This window comes from Variovorax sp. PBL-H6 (assembly GCF_901827155.1).
Taxonomy (GTDB): domain Bacteria; phylum Pseudomonadota; class Gammaproteobacteria; order Burkholderiales; family Burkholderiaceae_C; genus Variovorax.
On record NZ_LR594659.1, the window covers coordinates 5,422,355 to 5,443,782 of the forward strand.

The 21,428-nt window shown below is 68.7% G+C and carries 18 protein-coding genes; 15 read left to right on the forward strand and 3 right to left on the reverse strand.

Annotated features, from left to right (window positions below; translation table 11 throughout):
* Positions 1 to 88 precede the first annotated feature (88 nt).
* Positions 89 to 1,096: an ABC transporter substrate-binding protein gene (locus G3W89_RS25580; RefSeq protein WP_162576775.1), complete on the forward strand. Its 1,008-nt coding sequence runs from the start codon at positions 89 to 91 to the stop codon at positions 1,094 to 1,096.
* Entirely contained in the window at positions 1,093 to 3,084 is a 1,992-nt protein-coding gene (locus tag G3W89_RS25585) for an ATP-binding response regulator (protein ID WP_162576776.1), read from the forward strand. The genes G3W89_RS25580 and G3W89_RS25585 overlap by 4 nt, the downstream gene beginning before the upstream one ends.
* A 44-nt stretch (positions 3,085 to 3,128) precedes the next feature.
* On the opposite strand, the gene G3W89_RS25590 is transcribed toward G3W89_RS25585, so the two are convergent.
* The 3 genes from G3W89_RS25590 to G3W89_RS25600 are packed head-to-tail and all read right to left on the reverse strand — an operon-like array spanning position 3,129 to position 6,182.
* Positions 3,129 to 3,836, reverse strand: coding sequence for a TetR/AcrR family transcriptional regulator (locus tag G3W89_RS25590; protein ID WP_162576777.1), 708 nt, complete (start codon positions 3,834 to 3,836; stop codon positions 3,129 to 3,131).
* A gap of 19 nt (positions 3,837 to 3,855) precedes the next feature.
* Entirely contained in the window at positions 3,856 to 4,986 is a 1,131-nt protein-coding gene (locus tag G3W89_RS25595; protein ID WP_162576778.1) for an acyl-CoA dehydrogenase family protein, read from the reverse strand.
* 41 nt (positions 4,987 to 5,027) lie between these two features.
* Entirely contained in the window at positions 5,028 to 6,182 is a 1,155-nt protein-coding gene (locus G3W89_RS25600; protein ID WP_443083187.1) for a CaiB/BaiF CoA transferase family protein, read from the reverse strand.
* A 244-nt stretch (positions 6,183 to 6,426) separates the two neighbouring features.
* Between G3W89_RS25600 and G3W89_RS25605 the strand changes: the two genes are divergently transcribed.
* The 13 genes from G3W89_RS25605 (at position 6,427) to G3W89_RS25665 (ending at position 21,378) form a co-directional block, all read left to right on the forward strand.
* Positions 6,427 to 9,906 (forward strand): indolepyruvate ferredoxin oxidoreductase family protein, encoded by a 3,480-nt coding sequence (locus G3W89_RS25605; protein WP_162576780.1) that lies wholly within the window; start codon positions 6,427 to 6,429, stop codon positions 9,904 to 9,906.
* Between the two features lie 44 nt (positions 9,907 to 9,950).
* Complete coding sequence (locus G3W89_RS25610) at positions 9,951 to 10,985, forward strand: glycoside hydrolase family 88 protein (RefSeq protein ID WP_162576781.1); 1,035 nt, start codon at positions 9,951 to 9,953, stop codon at positions 10,983 to 10,985.
* Between the two features lie 37 nt (positions 10,986 to 11,022).
* A complete protein-coding gene (locus tag G3W89_RS25615) occupies positions 11,023 to 11,874 on the forward strand; it encodes a branched-chain amino acid ABC transporter permease (RefSeq protein ID WP_162576782.1) in 852 nt (283 codons plus the stop codon).
* Positions 11,871 to 12,896 carry a branched-chain amino acid ABC transporter permease gene (locus G3W89_RS25620; RefSeq protein WP_162576783.1) on the forward strand — a complete coding sequence of 342 codons (1,026 nt, stop codon included), beginning with the start codon at positions 11,871 to 11,873 and terminating at the stop codon, positions 12,894 to 12,896. The genes G3W89_RS25615 and G3W89_RS25620 overlap by 4 nt, the downstream gene beginning before the upstream one ends.
* Positions 12,893 to 13,660 (forward strand): ABC transporter ATP-binding protein, encoded by a 768-nt coding sequence (locus tag G3W89_RS25625; RefSeq protein WP_162576784.1) that lies wholly within the window; start codon positions 12,893 to 12,895, stop codon positions 13,658 to 13,660. The genes G3W89_RS25620 and G3W89_RS25625 overlap by 4 nt, the downstream gene beginning before the upstream one ends.
* Positions 13,647 to 14,402 carry an ABC transporter ATP-binding protein gene (locus G3W89_RS25630; RefSeq protein WP_162576785.1) on the forward strand — a complete coding sequence of 252 codons (756 nt, stop codon included), beginning with the start codon at positions 13,647 to 13,649 and terminating at the stop codon, positions 14,400 to 14,402. The genes G3W89_RS25625 and G3W89_RS25630 overlap by 14 nt, the downstream gene beginning before the upstream one ends.
* Positions 14,403 to 14,418: 16 nt before the next feature.
* Positions 14,419 to 15,576, forward strand: coding sequence for an ABC transporter substrate-binding protein (locus G3W89_RS25635; protein WP_162576786.1), 1,158 nt, complete (start codon positions 14,419 to 14,421; stop codon positions 15,574 to 15,576).
* A gap of 10 nt (positions 15,577 to 15,586) precedes the next feature.
* Positions 15,587 to 16,780, forward strand: coding sequence for a CaiB/BaiF CoA transferase family protein (locus G3W89_RS25640; protein WP_162576787.1), 1,194 nt, complete (start codon positions 15,587 to 15,589; stop codon positions 16,778 to 16,780).
* A gap of 45 nt (positions 16,781 to 16,825) precedes the next feature.
* A complete protein-coding gene (locus tag G3W89_RS25645; RefSeq protein ID WP_162576788.1) occupies positions 16,826 to 17,290 on the forward strand; it encodes a MaoC family dehydratase in 465 nt (154 codons plus the stop codon).
* Between the two features lie 2 nt (positions 17,291 to 17,292).
* A complete protein-coding gene (locus G3W89_RS25650; protein ID WP_162576789.1) occupies positions 17,293 to 18,069 on the forward strand; it encodes an enoyl-CoA hydratase in 777 nt (258 codons plus the stop codon).
* A gap of 25 nt (positions 18,070 to 18,094) precedes the next feature.
* Positions 18,095 to 19,741, forward strand: coding sequence for an AMP-binding protein (locus G3W89_RS25655; protein WP_162576790.1), 1,647 nt, complete (start codon positions 18,095 to 18,097; stop codon positions 19,739 to 19,741).
* Between the two features lie 222 nt (positions 19,742 to 19,963).
* Positions 19,964 to 20,923, forward strand: coding sequence for a LysR family transcriptional regulator (locus G3W89_RS25660; RefSeq protein WP_162576791.1), 960 nt, complete (start codon positions 19,964 to 19,966; stop codon positions 20,921 to 20,923).
* Positions 20,920 to 21,378 carry a DUF2214 family protein gene (locus G3W89_RS25665; RefSeq protein WP_162576792.1) on the forward strand — a complete coding sequence of 153 codons (459 nt, stop codon included), beginning with the start codon at positions 20,920 to 20,922 and terminating at the stop codon, positions 21,376 to 21,378. Before G3W89_RS25660 ends, G3W89_RS25665 begins: the two co-directional genes overlap by 4 nt.
* Positions 21,379 to 21,428: the final 50 nt, after the last annotated feature.

Genomic DNA, 21,428 nt, shown 5'->3' on the forward strand with positions numbered 1-21,428 from the left:
CCCAAGGGGCGACATAAGCCCTCTGCCTTATCGCGCGAAAAGAGCCGGCTCCGTACATTGGCCCCATCGCCCACCGCTGGTGCACTTCATGTCCGTGAATCCTTCCTCTTGGCTCTTTCGAGGGTTGCGCGCCATCGCGGCCGTGGCCTGCGCGGCCGTGCTCGCTACCGGCGCGCACGCAGCCGCCCTCACGGTGCTGCTGGCCGACGACAACGCGGCGCACGTGGAATTCGTGCGCCTGCTGCGCGAGTTGCAGGACGCGAGCAGCCGCTTCGAGCTGGTGCGCCTGCCCAGCGACGGCGCGCCCGCGGGCCGCGTTGCGGGCGCGGGCGAGGACCGCGCGAACGCCGGCGTGCGCACGCGCAGCCTGCGCCCCAAGCCACCCGTCGACCTGCCGGTCACCATGGCGGTCGGCGTGGCAGCGGCGCGCAGCGCGATCGAGCGGCCAGGCCAGGACCCGCTGGTGCTCGCGATGCTGAGCCGTCTCGACTACGAGAGCCTCAAGGGCAATCCTGCATTCAAGCGCGGTGACCGCCAGATCGGCGTGCTGCTGCGCGAGCCGGCGATGGCCGATCAGCTCGCGCTCATCGACGCGGTGCTGCCGCAGAAGCGCCGGCTCGGCGTGGTGGCGACCGCCGAGTCGGAGCCGATCGTGCGCGAACTGGAGCGCGCCGCCCACGGGTGGGACCTGCAGGTCGAGTACGCGCCGGATGCCAAGTCGCTGGCCTCGGTGCTGCGCATGCTGGTGCCGCGCAGCGATGCGCTGATGGTGCTGCCGGACCTCATCGGCGACAGCCAGCCTGCGACCCTCTCGGTACTGCGTGCGGGCGCCACGGCAGGCCTGCCGGTGTTCGGCACCACCGAGGGCCTCGTGCGTTCCGGTGGACTTGCGGCGGCGGTCTCCACGCCCGGTCAGCTTGCACAGCAGGCGCGCGCGCTCGGTCAGAAGCTGGCCATGGGGCCCGTCGCTGGCGGCCTGCTCGTGGAGGCGGCGACCCCCTCCACCGTGCGCCTCAATGCGACCGTCGCACGCGGCCTGGGGCTGCGTCTGCCCAAGGAACGGGAGCTGACCCAGCGGGTGACCGCGAGCCGATGATTTCCTCCAGCCCGCCTCTGCCCGTGCCCGCCGCGCGCACCACTGAACCCATCGCCGATGCCCGGGCGGTGATGGTCGGCGGCAGCCTGCAGCGCGACCTGTTCCGGCTCGGCGTGGTGCCCTGCGCGGCAGTTGCCCTCGCGCTCACCGCCTGGTTCACCCACAGCCGCCTCGCTACGTTGGAAGTTGCCTTCGATGCCGAGGGCCAGGCGGTGGCGCGTCAGGTCGCCGCGATGTCGGACCTGAGCCTCTATGCCGGTGACCTGCCTGCGCTGCAGAACGTGGCGAACGCGGCCCTGCGCGGCGGCCAGGTGACGCGGGTGGAGATCAGCAACAGCGCCGGCATCTACGTGACCGCTGGCTCCAAGGCCGCGCCCATGGGGCAGCTGCGCATGTTCACAGCGCCAGTGACGCTGCGCGAGGCCTCGAAGGCGAGCGCCTTCGCGCCCGAAGGTGCGACCGCCGCCGGCGAGAAGCCCATCGGCCTGGTCCAGGCCTTCCGCGACACCACGACCTACGCGCACGAGCGCACGCGCTCGCTGATGGCCGGCATCGGCATTGCGATGATTGCGCTGATCGCTGCCTGGGCCTGGGTGCGCCACACGGCGCGGGCGGTCGCGCAGCCGCTGCGTCGCATCTCGCGCACGGTGGCCGCGCTCGAGGCCGGCCAGTTCGACGCGCGCTGCAGTGTGGTCGCACGCGAGGACAGCCTGCCGCAGGCACCGGGAGACAAACGCGCCCGCCGCGCGCAGCACGAGCTCGCCAGCCTGGCGCAGGACATCAACCGCCTTGCCGAGCGCCTGCAGCGCAACCGGCAGCAGAGCGAGCAGCAGGTGCGAGAGGCCACAGCGGTCGCACTGCAGCGCATGGCCGAGGCCGAGCAGGCCGCGCTGTCGCGCGCCCGCTTCCTGGCCGCGGCCAGCCACGACCTGCGCCAGCCGCTGCATGCGATGGGCCTCTTCATCGATGGCCTGCTGCCGACCGCCAGCGCGACGCAGCGCCCCGCCGTGCTGCGGCTGCAGGAAGGCGCCGAGTTCATGGGCGTGCTGCTCGACGACCTGCTCGAGATCTCGCGACTGGATGCGCAGGTGCTGACGCCGGCCATCGGCAATGTCTCGCTGGCGATGCTGTTCGACCAGCTCGGCGCCCAGCACGCGGCGCGAGCCGCTGCCGCGCGGGTGCAGCTGGTGTGGCAGGACCGGGGCCTTGCGGTGCGCTCGGACCCCGCGCTGCTGCTGCGCATTCTTGGCAACCTGGTCGGCAATGCGATCGCGCACAGCGGGCTTGAAGGCACGGTGCTGGTGGCGGCACGGCGCCGCGGCGGCCGGGTGCGCATCGAGGTGCGCGACAACGGCGTCGGCATTGCGCCGATCCACCAGGCGCGCATCTTCGAGGAGTTCTACCAGGTCGCGAACACCGAGCGTGACCGGCGCCAGGGCTTCGGCCTCGGCCTGGCCATTTGCGCCCGCATCGCTGCGCTGCTGGGCACGCGCATCGGCCTGCGTTCGGCGCTGCAGGCCGGCAGCACCTTCTCGCTGGAGCTGCCCGGCGCCGACCCGCGCGACGTGCCGCCGCCGGCACCGGAGCCGGTGGCCAGCTCGCCACTGGCCGGGCTGCGCTGCCTGGTGGTGGACGACGATCCGGCCATCCTCGATGCGACCCGCGCGCTGCTCACGCAATGGGACTGTGAGGTGGAGTGCATGGCCAGCGGCAGCGAGGCGATGCGCCGGCTTGCCGACGCGGAGGCGCGCTTCGACGTGCTGCTGTGCGACCTGCAGCTGGCCGCCGCCGAAGACGGCATGCAGGTGATCAAAGCCGCGCGCCGCCTGCAACCCCACGCGCTGGCCGTGCTGGTCTCAGGCGCCACCGGGCCCGAGGTGCTGCAGCGCCTGCGTCTGGGTGGCGTGACGCTTCTTACCAAGCCGGTGGCCCCTGCCAAGCTCAGGGCGCTGTTGTCGACGCGACGCGCGGGGCGTGTGGCTTCCTGAGCCTGCCTGCCGGGTTGGAGGAGACAAGGCGGGCCGGCTTCCCCTCACTCTGCAACCCCCTTCACCGCGTGCAAGAACCCACTGAAGGTAGCCCGCGTGAGTTTCCGGCCGATGTCCGGATCGGTGCCGCTGCGGTACCAGATCATCATGTTGCCGTCATGCACGGCTTGCAGGTACAAGGCCGTGTCCTTTGTTTCCTGGTCGGTGCAGAACTCGCCGGAACGCTTGCCGGCGTCGATGATTTCTTCCAGCAGGCGCGAGATCTTGGCGTACATGCCGAGCATCCGGGTGCGGACCTTGGACTTCCTGTTCGCGGTCTCCATCGACAGCAGCACCACGACCGCAAGGTCCTTCGGATGCCGTGCCGCCCAGCGTGTCTGGTGGCGAACGAAGTTCACGAGCTGAGCGCTCGGCGTGCCGCCATCGCGGCGAACCGCCTCGACGGTGGCGTCGATGGAGCGCTGCTCGATTGCGCTCAGCACATCCAGCAGCAGCCGTTCCTTGCTCTTGAAGTAGTAGTAGACAGCGCCCTTCGTGAAGCCCGCCTTGGCGGCCACCTCCTCGAGGGTGCTGCTGGCATACCCGCGCGTCGCGAACAGCTGGACCGCCGCCTCGACGATCCGCTCCGTGCTGTGGACAGGCGGCGCCACGTCCTTCGCCGCTCGCGCACCGCGCGCCGGCAGCTTGGCCGGGACACTGCGCGGCCTGCCGCGCCGAAGGGCCCCGGCACCGTTCCCGGCGGAAGCGGACACGACCGCTTTTGCTGCTGATTTACTGACCCGCATAAGCCTCCTTTGCGATCAGCAGCCGCTGGATCTGGTTGGTGCCCTCCCAGATCTGCGTCACCTTCGCATCTCGCATCATCCGCTCGACCGGATAGTCCTTCAAGAACCCATAGCCGCCGTGCAACTGCACTGCGTCCGTGGTCACGGCCATTGCCGCGTCGCTGCAAAGAACCTTTGCGAGTGAGGCGAACTTGCGCGCTTCACTGTGCCCGTGCATGCGATGGTCGACGGCCTGGTACAGCACCGAACGCGCCGCTTCGACCTTGAGCACCATGTCGGCAACCATGCCGCGCAACAGCTGGAACTTCGAGATGGGCTGGCCGAATTGTTCGCGCGTGCGAGTGTAGTTGAGCGCCTCGTCCAGGGCGCCTTGCGCGATGCCGAGCGCATGCGCCGCGATCGTGAGTCGCGAGTTGTGCAGCATCTCGACGATGTACTCCGCGCCTCGCAGGGGGTCGCCCACCTCTCGGCCGACGGGAATGCGGCAGTCATCGAGGATCACGTCCGCCGTGGGGCTGCCGCGCATGCCCATTTTGTCTTCGAGCTTGCCGAAGCGAATGCCGGGATCGTCGCGATGCACCATGAAGATGCCGAAGGTCCTGGGCCCGGTGTTCGCGAAGATGAGATACCAGTCGGCCCACCCCGCGTTCGTGATGAAGCGCTTGGTCCCACGCAGCAGCCAGCTGTCGCCTGCGCGCCTGGCCTGCGTCTGCGCGCCCATGAGGTTCGATCCGCCCTGTGGCTCGGTCAGGCCCCACGCGGCGCGCAACCGGCCCTCGGCCACCGGGCGGACCACAGCTTCCTGCAAATCGCGCGAGCCGAATTGCACAACGCCCTCGAACACCCAGCCGCTGGTGATCGTGAGCGAGGTCGCGGCGCAGACCCGCGCCAGCTCCTCGGTCGTCAGCACCTGGGCGAACAGATCGCCGTCAGCACCGCCGAGGCGTTCGGGAAACGGCAGCCCCGGAAGGCCGAGCGCGAGCGCGGCTTCGATGGCCTCGACCGGCGGGCGCGATTCCCTGTCGACCGCCGCCGCATGCGGTGCGACCTTGTCGAGCGCGAAGCGGCGCAGGCTGGTCCTGAATTCGTCGTAGCTGGCTTGTTCGGTTGAACGCATGTGAGGGTCTCCTGGCTGGTATTTGCGGTGGCGGACTCGCGTCAGTCGGTGAATCGCGGCGGCCATGAAAGCCCGTCCTGCTTGCTGCGCTGCGATGGCGGGCTGGCCGCCTCGATGTCGCGAGGCGTGAGCCCGACCGAGGAAAGGATTTCGACACTGTGGTCATCGAGGTCGATCGGCGCCGGCGCGACCTTGGAACGGCTGAACCGCGGGATGGCCGGCACTTCCTGCGGGTGCTGCGGATCCACGCGCGAGCGGATCTGCGGGTCCTGCCACACCTCGTCGGGTGCCAGCACGGGGGTGACGCATGCATCTACGCCCTCGAAACGCGCAACCCAGGCATCACGCGGCAAGTTGCGGAAGGTCGCCTCGAGCGTGCGTTCGATGGCGGGCCAGGTGCTGTGGCTCATCGCGTCGGGCGGGTCGCCGAGCTCGAGGGTCTGCCACATCGCCTTGAAGAACTGGGGTTCGAGTGAGCCGACGGCCATGTAGCCGCCGTCTGCGCATTCGTAGCAGCGGTAGTTGGGCGCGGTGCCCGCGAGCCAGCCGTCGCCGCGCCGTGGCATCGCCGTGGTCTGCCAGGCGGGAAAGTGCATTGCGATCAGGGACATGCAGCCGTCGATCATCGCCGCGTCGACATGCTGGCCCAGACCGGTACGGTGCCGCTCCTGCAGCGCCGCAAGGATGCCGATCACCGCGAGCATGCCTCCGCCCGCCATGTCGGCGATGGCGTTGAGCGGCACCTGCGGAGGCCCGTCATGCGGCCCGAGCGAACCAAGCACGCCGGTGTAGCCGAGGTAGTTGATGTCGTGCCCGGCCTCCTGCGCACGCGGCCCGCTCTGCCCGTAGCCCGTGAGCGAGCAATAGATGAGCCGAGGGTTGCTCGCCGAAAGCGCCGCATAGCCAGCGCCGAGCCGATCGGCAACGCCGGGCCGAAAGCCTTCGATGAAGACATCCGCGCTTTCGCAGAGCCGGAGAAGCGCCAGTCGCCCCTCGTCCGTCTTGAGATCGAGGGTGATGAAGCGCTTGCCCCGCGAAAAGCTCGACACCGGCGGGCCGGCGCGGCCTCCGCCGACAACGATGACTTCGGCCCCCAGGTCTGCAAGCAGCATCGTGCCGTAGGGCCCGGGCGCAAGGCGGGTCATGTCGATGACCCGGATGCCGTCGAGCGGCTTCAGTGGATTCGATACGGTCAACACGTCTCCTTTGTGGTGCTGTCGTGAAGCGGGCGTGCCGAGCACGGGATCGAAGGGGCGATCGTGGTCGCGTCGTCGCATTGGTGACGCAAAGTGACGCGATCCGAGGGACAACCCGTAGCGCACTGCCTTGCACCTGTTGCGATTCGGGCTGTACCATCGGCTTCAATTCACATACCGGCTGGATAGTATTAAATGGAAATGCCGGTTTGCGCAAGGTGCCCACAACGGAGACGGACTTAGGATGAATGCACGCACGCCGGCAGAATCGCTTCTGCAGATCGACCTCGACGACAAGTACCTGCAGCGCAGCGGGCAGATCTTCATGTCGGGCACGCAGGCCCTGGTCCGGCTGCCGATGGACCAGCAAAGGCGGGACGAAAGCCATGGCGTGCGCACCGCCGGCTTCATCTCCGGCTATCGCGGCTCACCGCTCGGCCGGTATGACCAGGAGCTGTGGTCGCAGGCGAAGCTGCTGAAGGAGCACCACATCCACTTCCAGCCGGGCGTGAACGAGGACCTTGCGGCGACGGCGGTCTGGGGCTCGCAGTACGTGGGCAGCGTGCCCGGTGCACGCTACGACGGCGTCTTCGGCATCTGGTACGGCAAGGGGCCGGGCGTCGACCGAAGCGGCGACGCCTTCAAGCACGCCAACTCCGCGGGCACCTCGCGCTTCGGCGGCGTGCTGGCGATCGCGGGCGACGATCACGCGGCGAAGTCATCGACCACCGCGCACCAGTCCGACTACGCGCTGCTGGCCAGCGGCATACCGGTGCTCTATCCCTCCAACGTGCAGGACATCCTCGACTTCGGCCTCCACGGCATCGCCATGAGCCGCCACTCGGGCTGCTGGGTCGCCATGAAGGTGGTGACCGATGTGGTCGAGAGCTCGGGGAGCGTCCAGGTCGGCGAGGAAAGCCCGCGCATCGAGATGCCGCCTTCCTCGCCCCTTCCGGACGGCGTGAACATCCGCGGCAACGACATCTCGCCCCAGGCGCAGGAGCAGCGGCTCTACGAACACAAGCTGTATGCCGCCCAGGCCTACGCGCGCGCCAACGGCATCGACCGCATCGTGGCGGACCATCCTTCCGCGCGCGTGGGCATCATCTCTGCCGGAAAGGCCTTTGCCGATGTGCGGCAGGCGCTGCGCAGCCTCGGCTTGCCCACCGATGAGGAGGCCGGCGCAGCCGGGCTGCGCGTGCTCAAGGTCGGGCTCGTGTGGCCCCTGGACCCGCAGGTCGTCGAGCGCCTGGCCGAAGGCCTGGAGACGCTCATCGTGGTCGAGGAGAAGCGCCCGCTCCTCGAACACCAGGTCAAGTCCATCCTGTACGACGCGCCGCTGGCGAGCAAGCCGCGCATCGTCGGCAAGTTCGACGGCAGCAGCGAGTGGTCGCCGGATCGCGGCGATGCGGTGTTCTCGTCGGTGGGCGAACTCGCACCGCCGCTGATCGCGGAGCGCATCGCCCGCGTGCTGGGGCTGTCCTACCAGGCACCGGCGAATCCTGAGAGCACCAGGCTCCCGTCGGTCGTCCGCGCCGCCACCTTCTGCTCGGGGTGTCCGCACAACACCTCGACCCAATTGCCCGAGGGCAGCCGCGCCTTTGCCGGCATCGGATGCCATGGGATGGTGCTCCTGACCGGCCGCGACCCCTACGGCACCGTCGGCCAGATGGGCGCGGAAGGTGCAATGTGGGTGGGCCAGGCGCCCTTCACGGACGAGAAGCACATCTTCGCCAACATGGGCGACGGCACCTACTTTCACTCCGGCTTCCTCGCGATCCGGCAGGCGGTGTCCGCGCATGTGCCGATCACCTACAAGCTGCTGGTCAACGGCTACGTGTCGATGACGGGCGGCCAGCCGATCGACGGCGAGCTCAGCACCGTGCAGATGGTCAACGAGCTCGTCGCGGAAGGCGTGAAGCGCATCGTTGTCGTGGCCGACGATCCGTCACGCTACGACGCGCCCTCGATGCAGCTGCCAGCCGGCGTGCCGGTCCGCCACCGCCGGGACCTGGACGCCGTGCAGCGCGAGCTGCGCGAGTATCCCGATGTGTCGGTGCTGTTGTACGACCAGGTCTGCGCAACCGAGCGCCGGCGGCTGCGCAAGCGCGGCCGCCATGCCGACCCGGACACGCGCACCTTCATCAATGCCGCCGTGTGCGAGGGCTGCGGCGATTGCAGCGAGAAGAGCGGCTGCCTCTCCGTCGAGCCGCTTGAAACCGAGTTTGGCCGCAAGCGCCGCATCAACCAGTCCACCTGCAACAAGGACTATTCCTGCGTCGAAGGCTTCTGCCCCAGCTTCGTGACCGTCCGCGGCGGCAGCCTGCGCAAGCGCGCTGCGCCGAAGGGCGGCGATGGCAGCTTCGGATCGTTGCCGGAGCCCACCCTGCCCGCGATCGACGACGGCTACGCGATCCTGATCACCGGCATCGGCGGCACGGGCGTCATCACGCTCGGCGCCATAGTGGCCATGGCCGCGCACATCGACGGCCATGCGGCCAGCGCGCTCGACATGACCGGCCTCGCCCAGAAGTACGGTGCCGTGATGTCGCATGTGCGCATTGCACCCGACGCCACCCGTATCAAGACCGCTCGCCTCGCAAGCGGCGAGGCCGACCTCGTCGTCGGATGCGACCTCATCGTGAGCGCGAGCCCTGATGCGGTCACGAAGATGGTGCCGGGCCGCACGCGGGTCGCCGTCAACACGGAGGTGTCGCCAACCAGCGCCTTTGCGCGCAACCCCGACTGGAAAGTCGTGCCCGAGGAGCTCGTCGAGCGCATCGCGCATGCCACCGGCTCCCAGACCGACGGCCTGCCCGCCACGCGCCTTGCGACGGCGCTGATGGGCGATGCCATCGCCGCCAACATGATCCTGCTCGGCTACGCCTGGCAGCGCGGCTGGCTGCCGGTGAGCCTGGACGCGCTGGAGCGCGCCATCGTGCTCAACGGCGTCAGCGTGGAGTCGAGCCAGAAGAGCTTCCTCTGGGGCCGGCGCGCGGCCGTCGACCTGCCGGCGGTCGAATCGCAGGCCCGCCCGAGCAGCGTGGTGAACTTCGTGCCTTCCCGCACACGCAAGACGCCGGAGCTGATCGCACACCGGGAGGGCGAGCTCGTCAAGTACCAGAACCGCGCCTATGCGGCCCGCTACCGCGCGCTGGTCGACCGCGTCGCGCAGGCCGGGCAACCCCTGGAAGGCAGCGAGCGTCTCACTCGCGCCGTCGCCCGCTACTACTACAAGCTCCTGGCGTACAAGGACGAGTTCGAGGTGGCGCGCCTGTACGCCTCGCCCGAGTTCCGCGAATCGCTCGACGCCGCGTTCGAAGGCGACTTCCGCCTGCACTTCAACATCGGAGCCTGGCCTTTCGCGACCCGCGATCCGAACACCGGCTTGCCGCGCAAACGCGAACTGGGTCCCTGGGCCTTGACCGCGATGGGTTGGCTGGCGCGCCTGCGCGGCCTGCGCAACACGCCGTTCGATCCCTTCCGCCGCAACGACGAGCGCCGCTATGCGCTGCGCGACATCGCCAGCTATGAAGCGGACATCGAGCGCCTGCTCCAAGGGCTCGATGCCGGGCGCCTGGAGACGGCGGTCGCGATCGCCGAACTGCCGGAGCACATCCGCGGCTACGGCCATGTGCGCGAGCGCCACGCGGATGCAGCGCAGCAGCGCAAGGAGGCGCTCTGGCAACAGTGGCAGGCGCAGCGCCTGCCGAAGGTGGCCTGAAGCGCCCGCGCAACCCTTTCCCCCTGCAATCAACGGAGACACCAGTGGCTCAATTCGATCTCGATTCCGCCGTGCAACGCGTGACGGACTACACGCTCGCCCATCCCTACGAACGCGACGTCTGGGAAAAGTCGCCCGCCATCACGGGCATCCTGATGTGGAACGACGAAGCCGCGGTGGCGCAGGCGCGGCAGTGGGTCGACCGCATGGTCGACGTCCAGTCCTCGCGAGGCTACCTGGGCTATGACGAGCGCATCGAGCTGGCCAACGGCCATGCCGCCGTCTTCACGCCGACCGCAGCGCTCTCCACCGCGCTCGCCTTCAACGTTCTCGCCTACTACGAACGCGACGGCGACGCCCGCCTGCTGCAGGCAGCCAAGCGCCAGGCGCAGGCCCTGCTCGCCGGTCCCCGCACGCGCAACGGCGGGTTCTGGGTGCGCAAGGAAGGACCGGAACTGTGGATCGACTTCATCTACATGATGTGCCCGTTCCTCGCCCGCCTCGGCCGTATCGAGCAGAACCCGGCGCTGATCGACGAGGCGCTCAAACAGATCGACGTCTACGTCCGCCATCTGGTCGATCCCGAACTGCACCTGGCTCGTCATGCCTGGCGCGAGACGCCCGACAGCTACCTGCAATCGACGTTCTGGTGCCGCGGCAACGGGTGGCTGACCTGCTGTCTCGTCGACACCATCGAGCAGATCGGCACGGACCACGCCGGCGCGGCACGGCTGAAGGACCTGGGCCGGCGAGTCTTCGAGGCCATTGCCGCGCACCAGGACCGCTGCGGCTTCTTCCACAACATCCTCGACGACGAGAACGCGAAATTCGAGGCCTCGGGCACCGTCATGTTCGCCTACAGCGCCGCCAAGGCGGTGAACCAGGGCTGGCTCGACGCCGGCTACATCGAGAAGGCCGAGCGCGCGCTGCGCATCGTCGCAGGCTCGATCGAAGCCGACGGCGCGATCCCTGGCGTGCAGGTCCCGCCCGGCGGACCTGGCGTGCCCTTCGCGACCACGCTCTACGGCCAGGGCTTTTTCATCCAGGCGGCCGCCGAGCTGCGCCACCGCCTGCGCTGACCGGGCCAGGCGCGCACCTTCCGCTCAAGGAGAAGACATGGTTCTCGAAATCCTGTTCAACGGCATCTTTCTCGGTGCCATCTATGCGCTATTCGCGGTGCCGATGAGCGTCATCTGGGTCACCACGGACGTGATCGACGTGTCGATCGGCGCCTACGCGGTCGTCGCGGGGGTGGTCGTCGCGGCGCTCGGCCTGCCGTGGGGGCCGGTCGTCGGCCTGGCAGCTGCAATGGGGCTCGGCTGCGTGACCGGCTCCGTCTTTCTCGGCTTCCACGCGCTGCGGCTCATGAAGGACGCGATGCCGATCGTGCTCGCCACGTTCGCCTTCATGCTGCTGGTGGAGTCTGCGATCCTCGTGGTGGTCGGCACGGACAACCAGTTCGTCGACCGCATGAGTGGACACCTGCAATTCGGCGGCGCGGTGCTGAGCGTGCAGGGCATGTTCAACCTGGCGCTGAGCGCGGTGCTGATGCTGGCCCTCAGCGTGCTGCTGAAGAAGTCGCCGGCGGGGCTGCGCATGCGAGCGTGCGCGATCTCGTCCAAGGGCGCATCGCTCGTGGGCATTCCCGTCAAGCGCACGCAATTCCTCACCTTCGTGCTGTGCGCGGGCATCGCAGGCATCGGCGGCGTCCTCGCGGCGATGTCGATCGGCATGACCTATGCGAGTGCTTTCACGTTCACGACGATCGCTTTCAGCAGCACCGTCGTGCTCGGCAAGCGCGGCCCGTTGCCCGCCTTCTTCGGCGGCCTCTTCGTGGGCCTGGCCGAGTCGCTGAGCCAGACCTACCTGCCCAGCGGCTGGGCCCATGCAGTGCCGGCTGCCCTGATCATCGTGATCCTGGCATCGGGACGCCTGCCCAGTGCGGCCTTCTCCGGAGCACGGCCATGACCCAGAGCACCACCTTTGCCCGCAAGTGGGGCAGCACGGCCGGCGTGCTCGTCGTTTGCTTCTTCGTCGCGACGGTCTTCGGGCAGTTCCGCGGATCGGTCTACACCACGTCCACCACGATCGGCATCTATGCGCTGCTCGCACTGCCGCTCGGCCTGCTGTACGGACAGGGCGGCACCGTATCGCTGGCGCAGGGCGCGTTCGCGGCCATCGGCGGCTACACCACCGCGATCCTGAGCACGCGCTACGGCGTGCCGCCGATGGTGTCGCTGCTGCCCGCCGTGCTCCTGCCTGCGCTGATCGCTTTCGTCATCTCCAAGCCGATCCTGCGATTGCCGGAGCTCTCGCTGGCACTGGTGACGCTGTCGATCGGCACCGTGGTCGAGGTCGCGCTGCAGCGCGGGGGCGATTTCACCGGCAGCTTCATCGGCATCAACGGCATTCCCACGCTGCCCTTCATCGGCAACTCGCGCATCGGTTCGCATTTCGCCGTGTGGGCGCTGGTGCTGCTGCTGGTCATCGGCTACGTGAACTACATGTCGAGCCTGCGCGGCCGCGCGCTGAATGCGATCCGCACGGACCACCTGCTCGCGCAGGCCATGGGGGTGAGCGTGCCCTTCGACCTCGCCATGATGTTCTCGCTCACCGCCGGAGTCGCCGGCCTGGGCGGATGGTTCTACGCACACACGCTGGGCTATGTGGCGCCGGATTCGCTGGCCATCGCGCTGTCGGCCAACGTGCTGTTCATGGTCGTCCTGGGCGGGCGCAAGTCGGTTCTCGGACCGATCGTCGGCGCGGTGTTCTTCACGCTCGCCAGCGACCTGCTGCCGGGCACCGAGAGCCAGGGCATATTCTTCGGCACCCTGCTGATCCTGGTGCTTCTGTTCTCGCCCGACGGGCTCCTGAGCCTGCGACCTCTCACATGGCTGCGCAGGCGCGGCGCCTCGCCGGTAGCGCGGCCACCGGGGTCCGCACCCGACAACACGGCGCGCTCGACGCCTTCCGCGGGGGTGCTGCGATGAGCCTGGATGCCCACGACATCAGCGTCGCCTTCGGCGGTCTGAAGGTCCTCACCAAAGTCAGCGTGAAGGTCGAGCGCGGCTCCATCACCGGCCTCGTCGGACCGAATGGCGCGGGCAAGACCACGCTTTTCAACTGCCTGACCGGCGTCGTGGTGCCGCAGGAGGGCACGGTCGAGATCGAGGGCCAGGACATCTCCTCGCTGCCGCTCGACCGCCGCATCCAGCTCGGCATCTCCCGCACCTTCCAGACGCCGCGGCTGGACCTGGATGCGAGCGTGCTCGACGCCGTGATGCTCGGCTTCTACTCGCGCAACAAGCCGTCGCTGGCCGGCAGCTTCTTCTCGACGGCGGCGCGCCGCCGGCACGAGGGTGGCCTGCGCGAGCAGGCCGAGGCGCTGATCGCGCAATTCGAACTGACCACTGATCCGCACCAGCGCTCCGGCGCGCTCTCGCTGGGCCGGCAGCGCCTGCTCGAGGTGGCACGCGCCATTGCGAGCGAGCCGCGCTACCTGCTGCTGGACGAGCCGGCCGCCGGTATCGACGAGCACGACCGCAGGCTGCTCGCGCGCGCCATCCGCAAGGCCGCCGAACGCAAGGTCGGCGTGCTGCTCGTCGAACACAACGTCGGCTTCGTCGCCGAGCTCAGCGACCAGATGCTGGCGCTGGTGCGCGGCGAGGTCGTGGCCGGGGGGTCGCCGCAGCAGGTGGTCAACGATCCCGAAGTCGTCACCGCCTATCTCGGAGGACAGCATGTCGCAGCCTGAAACCTTTCCGACCGCGCGCGGCCTCGTTGTCGAAGGCGTCTCGGCGCGCTATGGGAATCTCATGGCCTGCCGCCCGGTCAGCCTGCAGGTCGATCCCGGGGAACTGGTCGCGCTCATCGGGCCCAACGGCGCGGGCAAGACCAGCCTCATCGGCGCGCTCAACGGGACGGTCGCCGGCAGCGGTTCCATCGCGCTGGACGGCCAGCGAATCGACGGCCTGCCCGCCTGGCGGCGCGTGGGCACCGGGTTGACCACGGTGCCCGACAACCGCGGGCTCTTCCCATCGCTCACGGTGGCGGACAACCTGCGCCTCGGCGCGCTGCTGTCCGACCGCGCACGCCGCGGCAAGGCGCTGGAAGACGCCATCGACCTCTTTCCCTTCCTGCGCACGCGCTGGAACGATGCGGCGGGCGCGCTCAGCGGCGGCCAGCAGCAGATGCTCGCCATTGCCAAGTGCATGGCATGCAGCCCGCGCGTGCTGCTGCTGGACGAGCCGACGCAAGGGCTCGCGCCGATCATCGTCGACGAACTCGCCGGAGTGCTGCGCAACCTGCGCGCGCGCGGCCTGCCCATCCTGCTGGTCGAGCAGAACCAGTATCTCGTCGAAGCGGTGGCCGACCGCTTCCTCGTGCTGGTGGGCGGCCAAATCGTCCACTCCGGCCCGCGCGCCGCGCTCGCAGACCGCGAGCGCATCGCCGGCCTCTATCTACAGCGGCAGGACGCCGCAACACTTTCCCACTGACCCACAGGAGACAACCATGGAACACCGTACTGGCAGACGCCTCACCCTGGCCGCGGCGCTCGCGCTCGGCATCTGCGGCTTGCCGCTTCACGCCGCCGCCCAGGCCAAGGACGAGCCCTTCCGGGTCGGCCTGCTGGTCGCGCTGTCGGGCCCCGCCGCGGCCTACGGCGCCGACGAGCGCGCCGCGATCGAGTCAGTGACCGAGCGCGCGAACGCCGCCGGGGGCATCAACGGACGGAAGATCGAGCTGATCGTGAAGGACACGAAGACCAACCCGACCGAAGCGGCGCGCCTGGCCAACCAGGTGATCCTCGACGACAAGGTGATCGCCATCATCGGCGCCACGACCGGCTCCGAAACGCTGGCGTTCGCGGATCTCGCGATGCGCTCCAAGGTTCCGGTGTTCCCGATGGTGGGCACGCAGTCGGTGACCGATCCAAAGGAGGCCTTCTCGAAGTGGATGTTCCGCATGTCGGTGCCGATCAGCACCGATCTGCCCGCGAGCTTCGATCGCATCCTGGCCGACAAGCGCAAGCGGCTGGCCGTGTTTTCGGAAGAGGACGCCTACGGCCAGCAGGCCTCCGCGATGATGATCGAAGTGGCCAAGAAGAGCGGGCAGGTAGAAGTGGTCGAGCACGCCTCCGCCCCCAAGGCCGCTACCGACCTTACCGCGCAAGCCACCCGGATCCGCAACGCGAAGCCCGACGCCGTGTTCCTCGCCACGTCGAGCACCGGCTCCGCGGGCGCGCTGCTGCGCAAGCTGCAGGAGGTCGGCCTCGACGTGCCGGTGTACGGCATGGCTGGCATCGTGCAAAAGCAGATCATCAAGAACGGCGGAAAGGCGGCGGAGAACCTGATCGCGCCCGCGCTGGTCAACCCGGACGAGGCTGGTCCGCTCGCCGACTTGTTCGACCTGCTCAAGAACAAGGGCGGCGTCGCGGGCTTCGGTGCGCTGCTGGGCGCCAACGCGATGGCCACCGTCGTGCAAGGGCTCAAGGCCGGCGCGACGGACGGCCCCAGCCTGCGCGACAAGGTCGAGACCATGGGTCCGATCAAGGGATACGCGGCAGCGCCGATCCGCTTCTCCGCCACCGACCACGACAGCTGGAACAAGGACACGCTGTTCTACGTGACCGTGCGAGATGGCAAGTTCAAGAACCTGGACCCCAAGTAAGGCGCTGAAGATGGCAGACGAGACCCTTCCATTGCACGGCGTGCGCATCCTCGACCTCACGCAGGTCCAGTTCGGGCCCTGCGCGACGCAGGTGCTCGGGGACTTCGGCGCGGAGATCGTCAAGATCGAGCGGCCGGGCGACGGCGACATCTCCCGCACGACGGACCCCTACATCACCGAAGCCGAGGGCCAGAGCGCTTACTTCCTCGGCCTCAACCGCAACAAGCGCGGCATGGCGCTGGACATGGGGACGCCTGCCGGGCGCGAGATCATCCGCCAGCTGCTCGAACGGGCGGACGTGCTGGTACACAACTTCCGCCCCGGCGTGGCCGAGCGCCTGGGACTGGGTTTCGACGAGCTGCACGCGCGTCATCCGCGCCTCATCTATGCGGCGGGCTCCGGCTTCGGCCCGCGTGGCCCGCTCGCCCACAAGGGCGGGCAGGACTTCCTCGCCCAATCGCTCTCCGGCATCGCGTCACGCAATCCGGACGCGCAGGGTGTACCGCAGCTCTTCCCGACTGCGCTGGGGGACTTCACGTCCGGGATGATCCTCGCGCAGGGCATCCTGATGGCGCTCTACCAGCGCGAGCGCACGGGCCTGGGCCAGCGCATCGACGTCTGCCTGCTGGACGTGCTGCTCGCGATGCAGCAACAGGAAGTCACGCAGCAGCTGCTGCGCGGCAAGCCGGTCAACTGGGTCACACAGAATCTGATCGGCATATTCCCGACCCGCGATGGTGCCGTCACCCTGGTGGGTGTGTTCCGGCCGAACCCGCTTGCCGACATCTGCCGCGCGTTCGGGATCGAGGACCTCTCCGCGCGCCCCGAGTACGCCGACAAGGCCTCATGGGGGCCGAACCGCAGCGCAATCTTCGAGCTACTGGCGCCGGCCTTCGCACGCTTCACGACGGCGGAATGCCTCGAGCGCCTGGACCGCGAGGACGTGCTGTGCGCGCCGGTGCTCACGCTGGACGAGGCGATCGCGCAGGAGCAGATCGACACCAACGGCATGATGATCGAGTTCGACCACCCGGTGCACGGCGCCGTGCGCACGGTCGGCAACCCGCTGCACATGTCTGCCGTCTGCGCCATTGCCGCACGTCCCGCACCGCTGCACGGACAGCACAACGAGGAGGTGCTTGCCGAACTTGGCTACACCGAGGCGGACATCGAAAGGCTGCGACGCGACCGCGTGATCGCCTGACCTCACCCGCTCACTGACAGACATCCAACATCCCAAGGAGACTCCATGTTCGTCGACTTCGACACCGGCCCCCGGGCCACCATCCGCGACATCAAGATCGGCGACAAGATCGCCATCGAGAAGACCATCTCGGAATCCGACGTCTATTTGTTCGCCGGCATCTGCGGCGACTTCTCGCCCAACCACATCAACGAGCGCTACATGAAGGGCTCCCGCTTCGGCACGCGCATCGCGCAGGGCGCACTCGTGGTCGGCTTCACCTCGGCCGCGGCCGCGATGTTCGGAATCAAGTACCGCGTCGACGGGGTCTCCGCCGGCTATGACCGACTGCGCTTCGTCAAGCCGGTCTTCTTCGGCGACACAATCCGCATCCACTACGAGATCGCGCGCATCGACATCGAGCGAGACCGCGCCTACGCCGCCCTGAAGGTCACCAACCAGGACGACGAGGTCGTGCTCGTGGGCGACCACGTGCTGCGCTTCGTCGCGCTCGAGATCCGGGAGGCATGAGCATGGAGGCACCGATCGTGCTTCTGGAGAAGCGTGGCCCCGTGGGCCTGATCACGCTGAATCGGCCCGATGCCCTCAACGCGCTGAGCACACGTCTCATGGACGAGCTCACCGCGCACATCCGCACCTGCGAAGCGGACGAGGCGATCGGGTGCATGGTTCTGACGGGCACCGGACGCGCCTTCGCCGCCGGCGCGGACATCAAGGAGATGGCCGACAAGGGCTACGCCGACGCGCTGCTGGAGGACTTCATCACCCGAAACTGGGAAGAGGCCACGCGCTGCCGCAAGCCGATCATCGCGGCGGTCAACGGGCTCGCGCTCGGCGGCGGCTGCGAGCTGGCGATGATGTGCGACTTCATCCTGTGCTCGGAGGCCGCGCGCTTCGGCCAGCCCGAAGTGAAGGTGGGGGTGATGCCCGGCGCGGGCGGCACCCAGCGGCTGTCGCGCTCCATCGGCAAGTCCAAGGCCATGGAGATGTGTCTCACCGGCCGCATGATGGACGCCAACGAAGCCGAGCGCTGCGGGCTGGTCAGCCGCATCGTCCCTGCCGATGGCCTGGTCGAAGAGGCGCTGCGCGTCGCGACGCAGATCGCCGAGCTCTCGCGGCCGATCATCTACATGACCAAGGAAGCGTTGAACCGGTCGTTCGAGGTGCCGCTGGCCGAGGGCGTGCGCTTCGAGCGGCGCCTTGCGCACACCACGTTTGCCCTGGAGGATCACAAGGAAGGGGCCGCGGCCTTCGCTGCAAAGCGCAAGCCGGTGTACAAACACCGCTGAATCCACTCCAGCGACAAAAGGAACGATGCTCGACCTTCCCTTCGAGAAATGGACCTTGGGCGATGCACTCTCGCAGCGTGTCCTGCATTCCGGCGATGCGCCCTTCATCCGGATGGTCGGCAGCGAAGCGCTGGGCTTCCGGCAATTCCAGGACCAGGTCCTCGGCCTTGCCGAGGCGCTGCAGCGTGAGGGGGTCGGTCCGGGCGAGCGGGTCGTGATCATGGGCGGGAATTGCCTGGCCACCTTGCGCGGCTGGTTCGCGCTGAACCTGCTCGGTGCCATCGACGTGACCATCAACACCGCCTACCGCGGACGTCCGCTGGAGCACGCCCTCAACACCTCCCAGGCGCGGCTCATGCTCATCGGCACGCGCCACCTCGGCGTGCTCGCGGACAGCGAGGGACAGCTGCCGCTGCTCGCGCGGGCGCTGCACTTCGACGACGCGGCCGATGCACCCGTGCCGACGGCCGCCAGCGCCCGATTCGGCCGCATCACCCTCGCGCCGCTGCCGGCGCCCTCCCAACCCTCGGCCGGCTGGAAGGCGCCCGGCGCGCGCGCGCAGGACCTGGCATCGATCATCTTCACCTCAGGCACTTCCGGGCCCGCCAAGGGAGTGATGCTGCCGCACGCGCAGACCTACCTCGTCTCGCTCGAATCGGCGCGCCAGCTTCAGGTGCGCGAAGACGACGTCTACTACATCTTCCATCCACTCTTCCACATGTCGCCGCGCTACGTGGCGATCTACGCGGCCCTCATCGCCGGCGCCCAGGTGTGCATCGACCGCGCCTTCGACGCGGCCGAATGGCTGCAGCGCCTCCGCGCCTGCGGTGCCACGGTGTCGATCGGTCACGGACCGATGCTGGAGATGATCCACGCGACGCCCGAGCGACCCGACGACGCCGACAACCCGCTGCGCAGGCTCGCGACCTCGCCCTTCCCCCGGCATATTGCCGCTGACTTCGAACGCCGCTTCGGCATCCGCGGGCTGGAGGTGTGGGGCATGACCGAGGTCAACATCCCCCTGTGGAATTCGCTCGACGAGCCGCTGCGGCCCGGGTGCGGCCGGCTCGTCTCGGACGAGTACGAGATCGCACTCGTCGACCCCGACACCGACCTTCCCGCGCCCGAGGGAGCCGCTGGCGAGATCGTCGTGCGCGGCCGGCGGCCCTGGACGCTGATGCAGGGCTACTTCGGGATGCCCGAGGCGACCCTGAAGGCGTGGCGCAACCTGTGGTTCCACACCGGCGACCTGGCCTGGAAGGATGCCGACGGGTACTACCACTTCGTCGATCGCCTCGGCGACCGCATCCGTCGCCGCGCCGAAAATATTTCCTCTTACGAAATCGAGGTGGCCGCCATGCAGCACGCGTCCGTGCGCGAATGCGCGGCCGTGGGCGTGCCTTCCGAGTTCGCGAGCGACGACGACGTCCTGCTGGTCGTGGTCCCCGGGGCGGATTTCGACCCCCGCGCGCTGCTCGCCCACCTGGCGAGGGTGTTGCCTCACTTCATGGTGCCGCGCTACATCGACACGCTGGACGAGCTGCCGCGCACCCCGACCAACAAGGTGCGCAAGGCGGCGCTGCGCCAGCGCGGCGTCCAGGCCGCCACTTGGGACCGCAAGGCCGAAGGCGTCGACTTGCGCGTACTGGCCCGTGCGGGCCGCACTTCCTAGCGTGGGCTGCAGTCGCCGCTAGAGCGCAAGGTGGAGAAGATCTGAGGAAACAGTCGCGCGCCAGCACCGAGACGGTGGTGAGCCCGGCCTGCGCGGACTGAAGCGGCTGCTCCCGCTCCCATGCGCGGCGAGGGGCCCTGGGGCAAGATTGTCGATACGCCCGTCCTGCCGCCGAAGGGGCTCACGGCATGAGCCCTGGCCTCCTCCGGATAATCCCCGCCGATGGACCGCCTGAAGCAGCTCGAATCCTTCGTCGCGATCGCCGCCCGCGGCAGCCTCACGGCTGCCGCCAAGGCCGAGGGCGTCGCGCCCGCCATCATGGGCCGGCGCCTCGATGCGCTGGAAGAGCGTCTCGGCGTCAAGCTGCTGCTGCGCACCACGCGTCGCATCACCCTCACGCACGAGGGAAGCGCCTTCCTGGAGGACTGCCAGCGCCTGCTGGTCGAGCTCGCCAATGCCGAAGCGAGCGTGAGCGCGGGCGGCGTCAAGGCCAGCGGCCACCTGCGGGTGACAGCGCCGGCGGGTTTCGGCCGCCGCCATGTGGCGCCGCTGGTGCCCCGCTTCCACGCCCTGCACCCGGAGGTCACGATCTCGCTCAATCTCAGCGACCGCGTGATCGACGTGGCCGGCGAGAGCTTCGAGTGCGCAGTGCGCGTGGGCGACCTGCCCGACTCTTCGCTGGTCAGCGTGCGGCTGGCCGACAACCGCCGCCGCTGCGTGGCCACGCCGGAGTTCATCCGTCTGCATGGCGCGCCGAGGCATCCGAACGAGCTGGCACGCTTCGCCTGCCTGACGCTATCCAGCGACGCCTCCCAGACCCGCGGCTGGGCGTTTCGCATTCCGGCCGACGCCGGGGAGCAAGAGGTTGTTTACCTGAAGCCCAGCGGTCCACTGGACTGCTCCGATGGCCAGGTACTGCACGACTGGTGCCTGGCCGGCCACGGCATCGCCTGGCGCAGCACCTGGGAAGTGGAGGCCGAGATCGACGCCGGCCTGCTGGTGCCACTGCTCGACGAGTTCGCCGCACCGCCCAACGGCATCTATGCCGTGTTTCCCCAGCGCAAGCACCTGCCTCTGCGGGTGCGGCTGTGGCTGGACTTTCTGAAGGTCCACTATGCGCGGACCGAGTTCTGGGGCGGCACAATCGCAGCGACCGCGACTTCCACGGAAAGAACCCGATGACCCTCGAAGCGATCCTTGCGTACGTGCATCTCCTGGCCATCCTGACGATGGTGGTCTTCATCGCGAGCGAGGCCGCCCTGTGCCGCGTCGAATGGCTCAACGCGGCGGCGGTCGAGCGCATTGCCCGGGTCGACATGGTGTATGGGATCGCGGCCATCGCCGTGCTCCTCACCGGCGTGGCACGCACCTGGTGGGGCATCAAAGGCACGGCTTGGTACTGGACCAATCCGCTGCTGCACGTGAAGCTCGGACTCTTCATCATCATCGGGGTGCTCTCGATCTTCCCGACGCTCACGTACTTCCGCTGGCGCAAGGCGGTACGTGCCAGCGGCACGCTGCCCGATGCGGCCGAGATCAGGAAGACGCGCAAGCTGGTGATGATCCAGGCCCACCTGATCGCGCTCGTCCCGCTGGTGGCCGTGTTCCTGGCGCGCGGCTTCGGCGCACGGGGGTAGCGCCATGCGGCCGGCGTCGGTCAATGCTTCAGCGCGAGCCGGTGCGCTGC

Excerpts from the sequence above, each read along its gene's own strand:
- G3W89_RS25580 (WP_162576775.1), top strand. The coding sequence starts at position 89 with ATGTCCGTGAATCCTTCCTCTTGGCTCTTTCGAGGGTTGCGCGCCATC.
- G3W89_RS25585 (WP_162576776.1), top strand. The coding sequence starts at position 1,093 with ATGATTTCCTCCAGCCCGCCTCTGCCCGTGCCCGCCGCGCGCACCACT.
- G3W89_RS25595 (WP_162576778.1), bottom strand. The coding sequence starts at position 4,986 with ATGCGTTCAACCGAACAAGCCAGCTACGACGAATTCAGGACCAGCCTG.
- G3W89_RS25605 (WP_162576780.1), top strand. The coding sequence starts at position 6,427 with ATGAATGCACGCACGCCGGCAGAATCGCTTCTGCAGATCGACCTCGAC.
- G3W89_RS25615 (WP_162576782.1), top strand. The coding sequence starts at position 11,023 with ATGGTTCTCGAAATCCTGTTCAACGGCATCTTTCTCGGTGCCATCTAT.
- G3W89_RS25620 (WP_162576783.1), top strand. The coding sequence starts at position 11,871 with ATGACCCAGAGCACCACCTTTGCCCGCAAGTGGGGCAGCACGGCCGGC.
- G3W89_RS25625 (WP_162576784.1), top strand. The coding sequence starts at position 12,893 with ATGAGCCTGGATGCCCACGACATCAGCGTCGCCTTCGGCGGTCTGAAG.
- G3W89_RS25630 (WP_162576785.1), top strand. The coding sequence starts at position 13,647 with ATGTCGCAGCCTGAAACCTTTCCGACCGCGCGCGGCCTCGTTGTCGAA.
- G3W89_RS25635 (WP_162576786.1), top strand. The coding sequence starts at position 14,419 with ATGGAACACCGTACTGGCAGACGCCTCACCCTGGCCGCGGCGCTCGCG.
- G3W89_RS25640 (WP_162576787.1), top strand. The coding sequence starts at position 15,587 with ATGGCAGACGAGACCCTTCCATTGCACGGCGTGCGCATCCTCGACCTC.
- G3W89_RS25645 (WP_162576788.1), top strand. The coding sequence starts at position 16,826 with ATGTTCGTCGACTTCGACACCGGCCCCCGGGCCACCATCCGCGACATC.
- G3W89_RS25650 (WP_162576789.1), top strand. The coding sequence starts at position 17,293 with ATGGAGGCACCGATCGTGCTTCTGGAGAAGCGTGGCCCCGTGGGCCTG.
- G3W89_RS25655 (WP_162576790.1), top strand. The coding sequence starts at position 18,095 with ATGCTCGACCTTCCCTTCGAGAAATGGACCTTGGGCGATGCACTCTCG.
- G3W89_RS25660 (WP_162576791.1), top strand. The coding sequence starts at position 19,964 with ATGGACCGCCTGAAGCAGCTCGAATCCTTCGTCGCGATCGCCGCCCGC.
- G3W89_RS25665 (WP_162576792.1), top strand. The coding sequence starts at position 20,920 with ATGACCCTCGAAGCGATCCTTGCGTACGTGCATCTCCTGGCCATCCTG.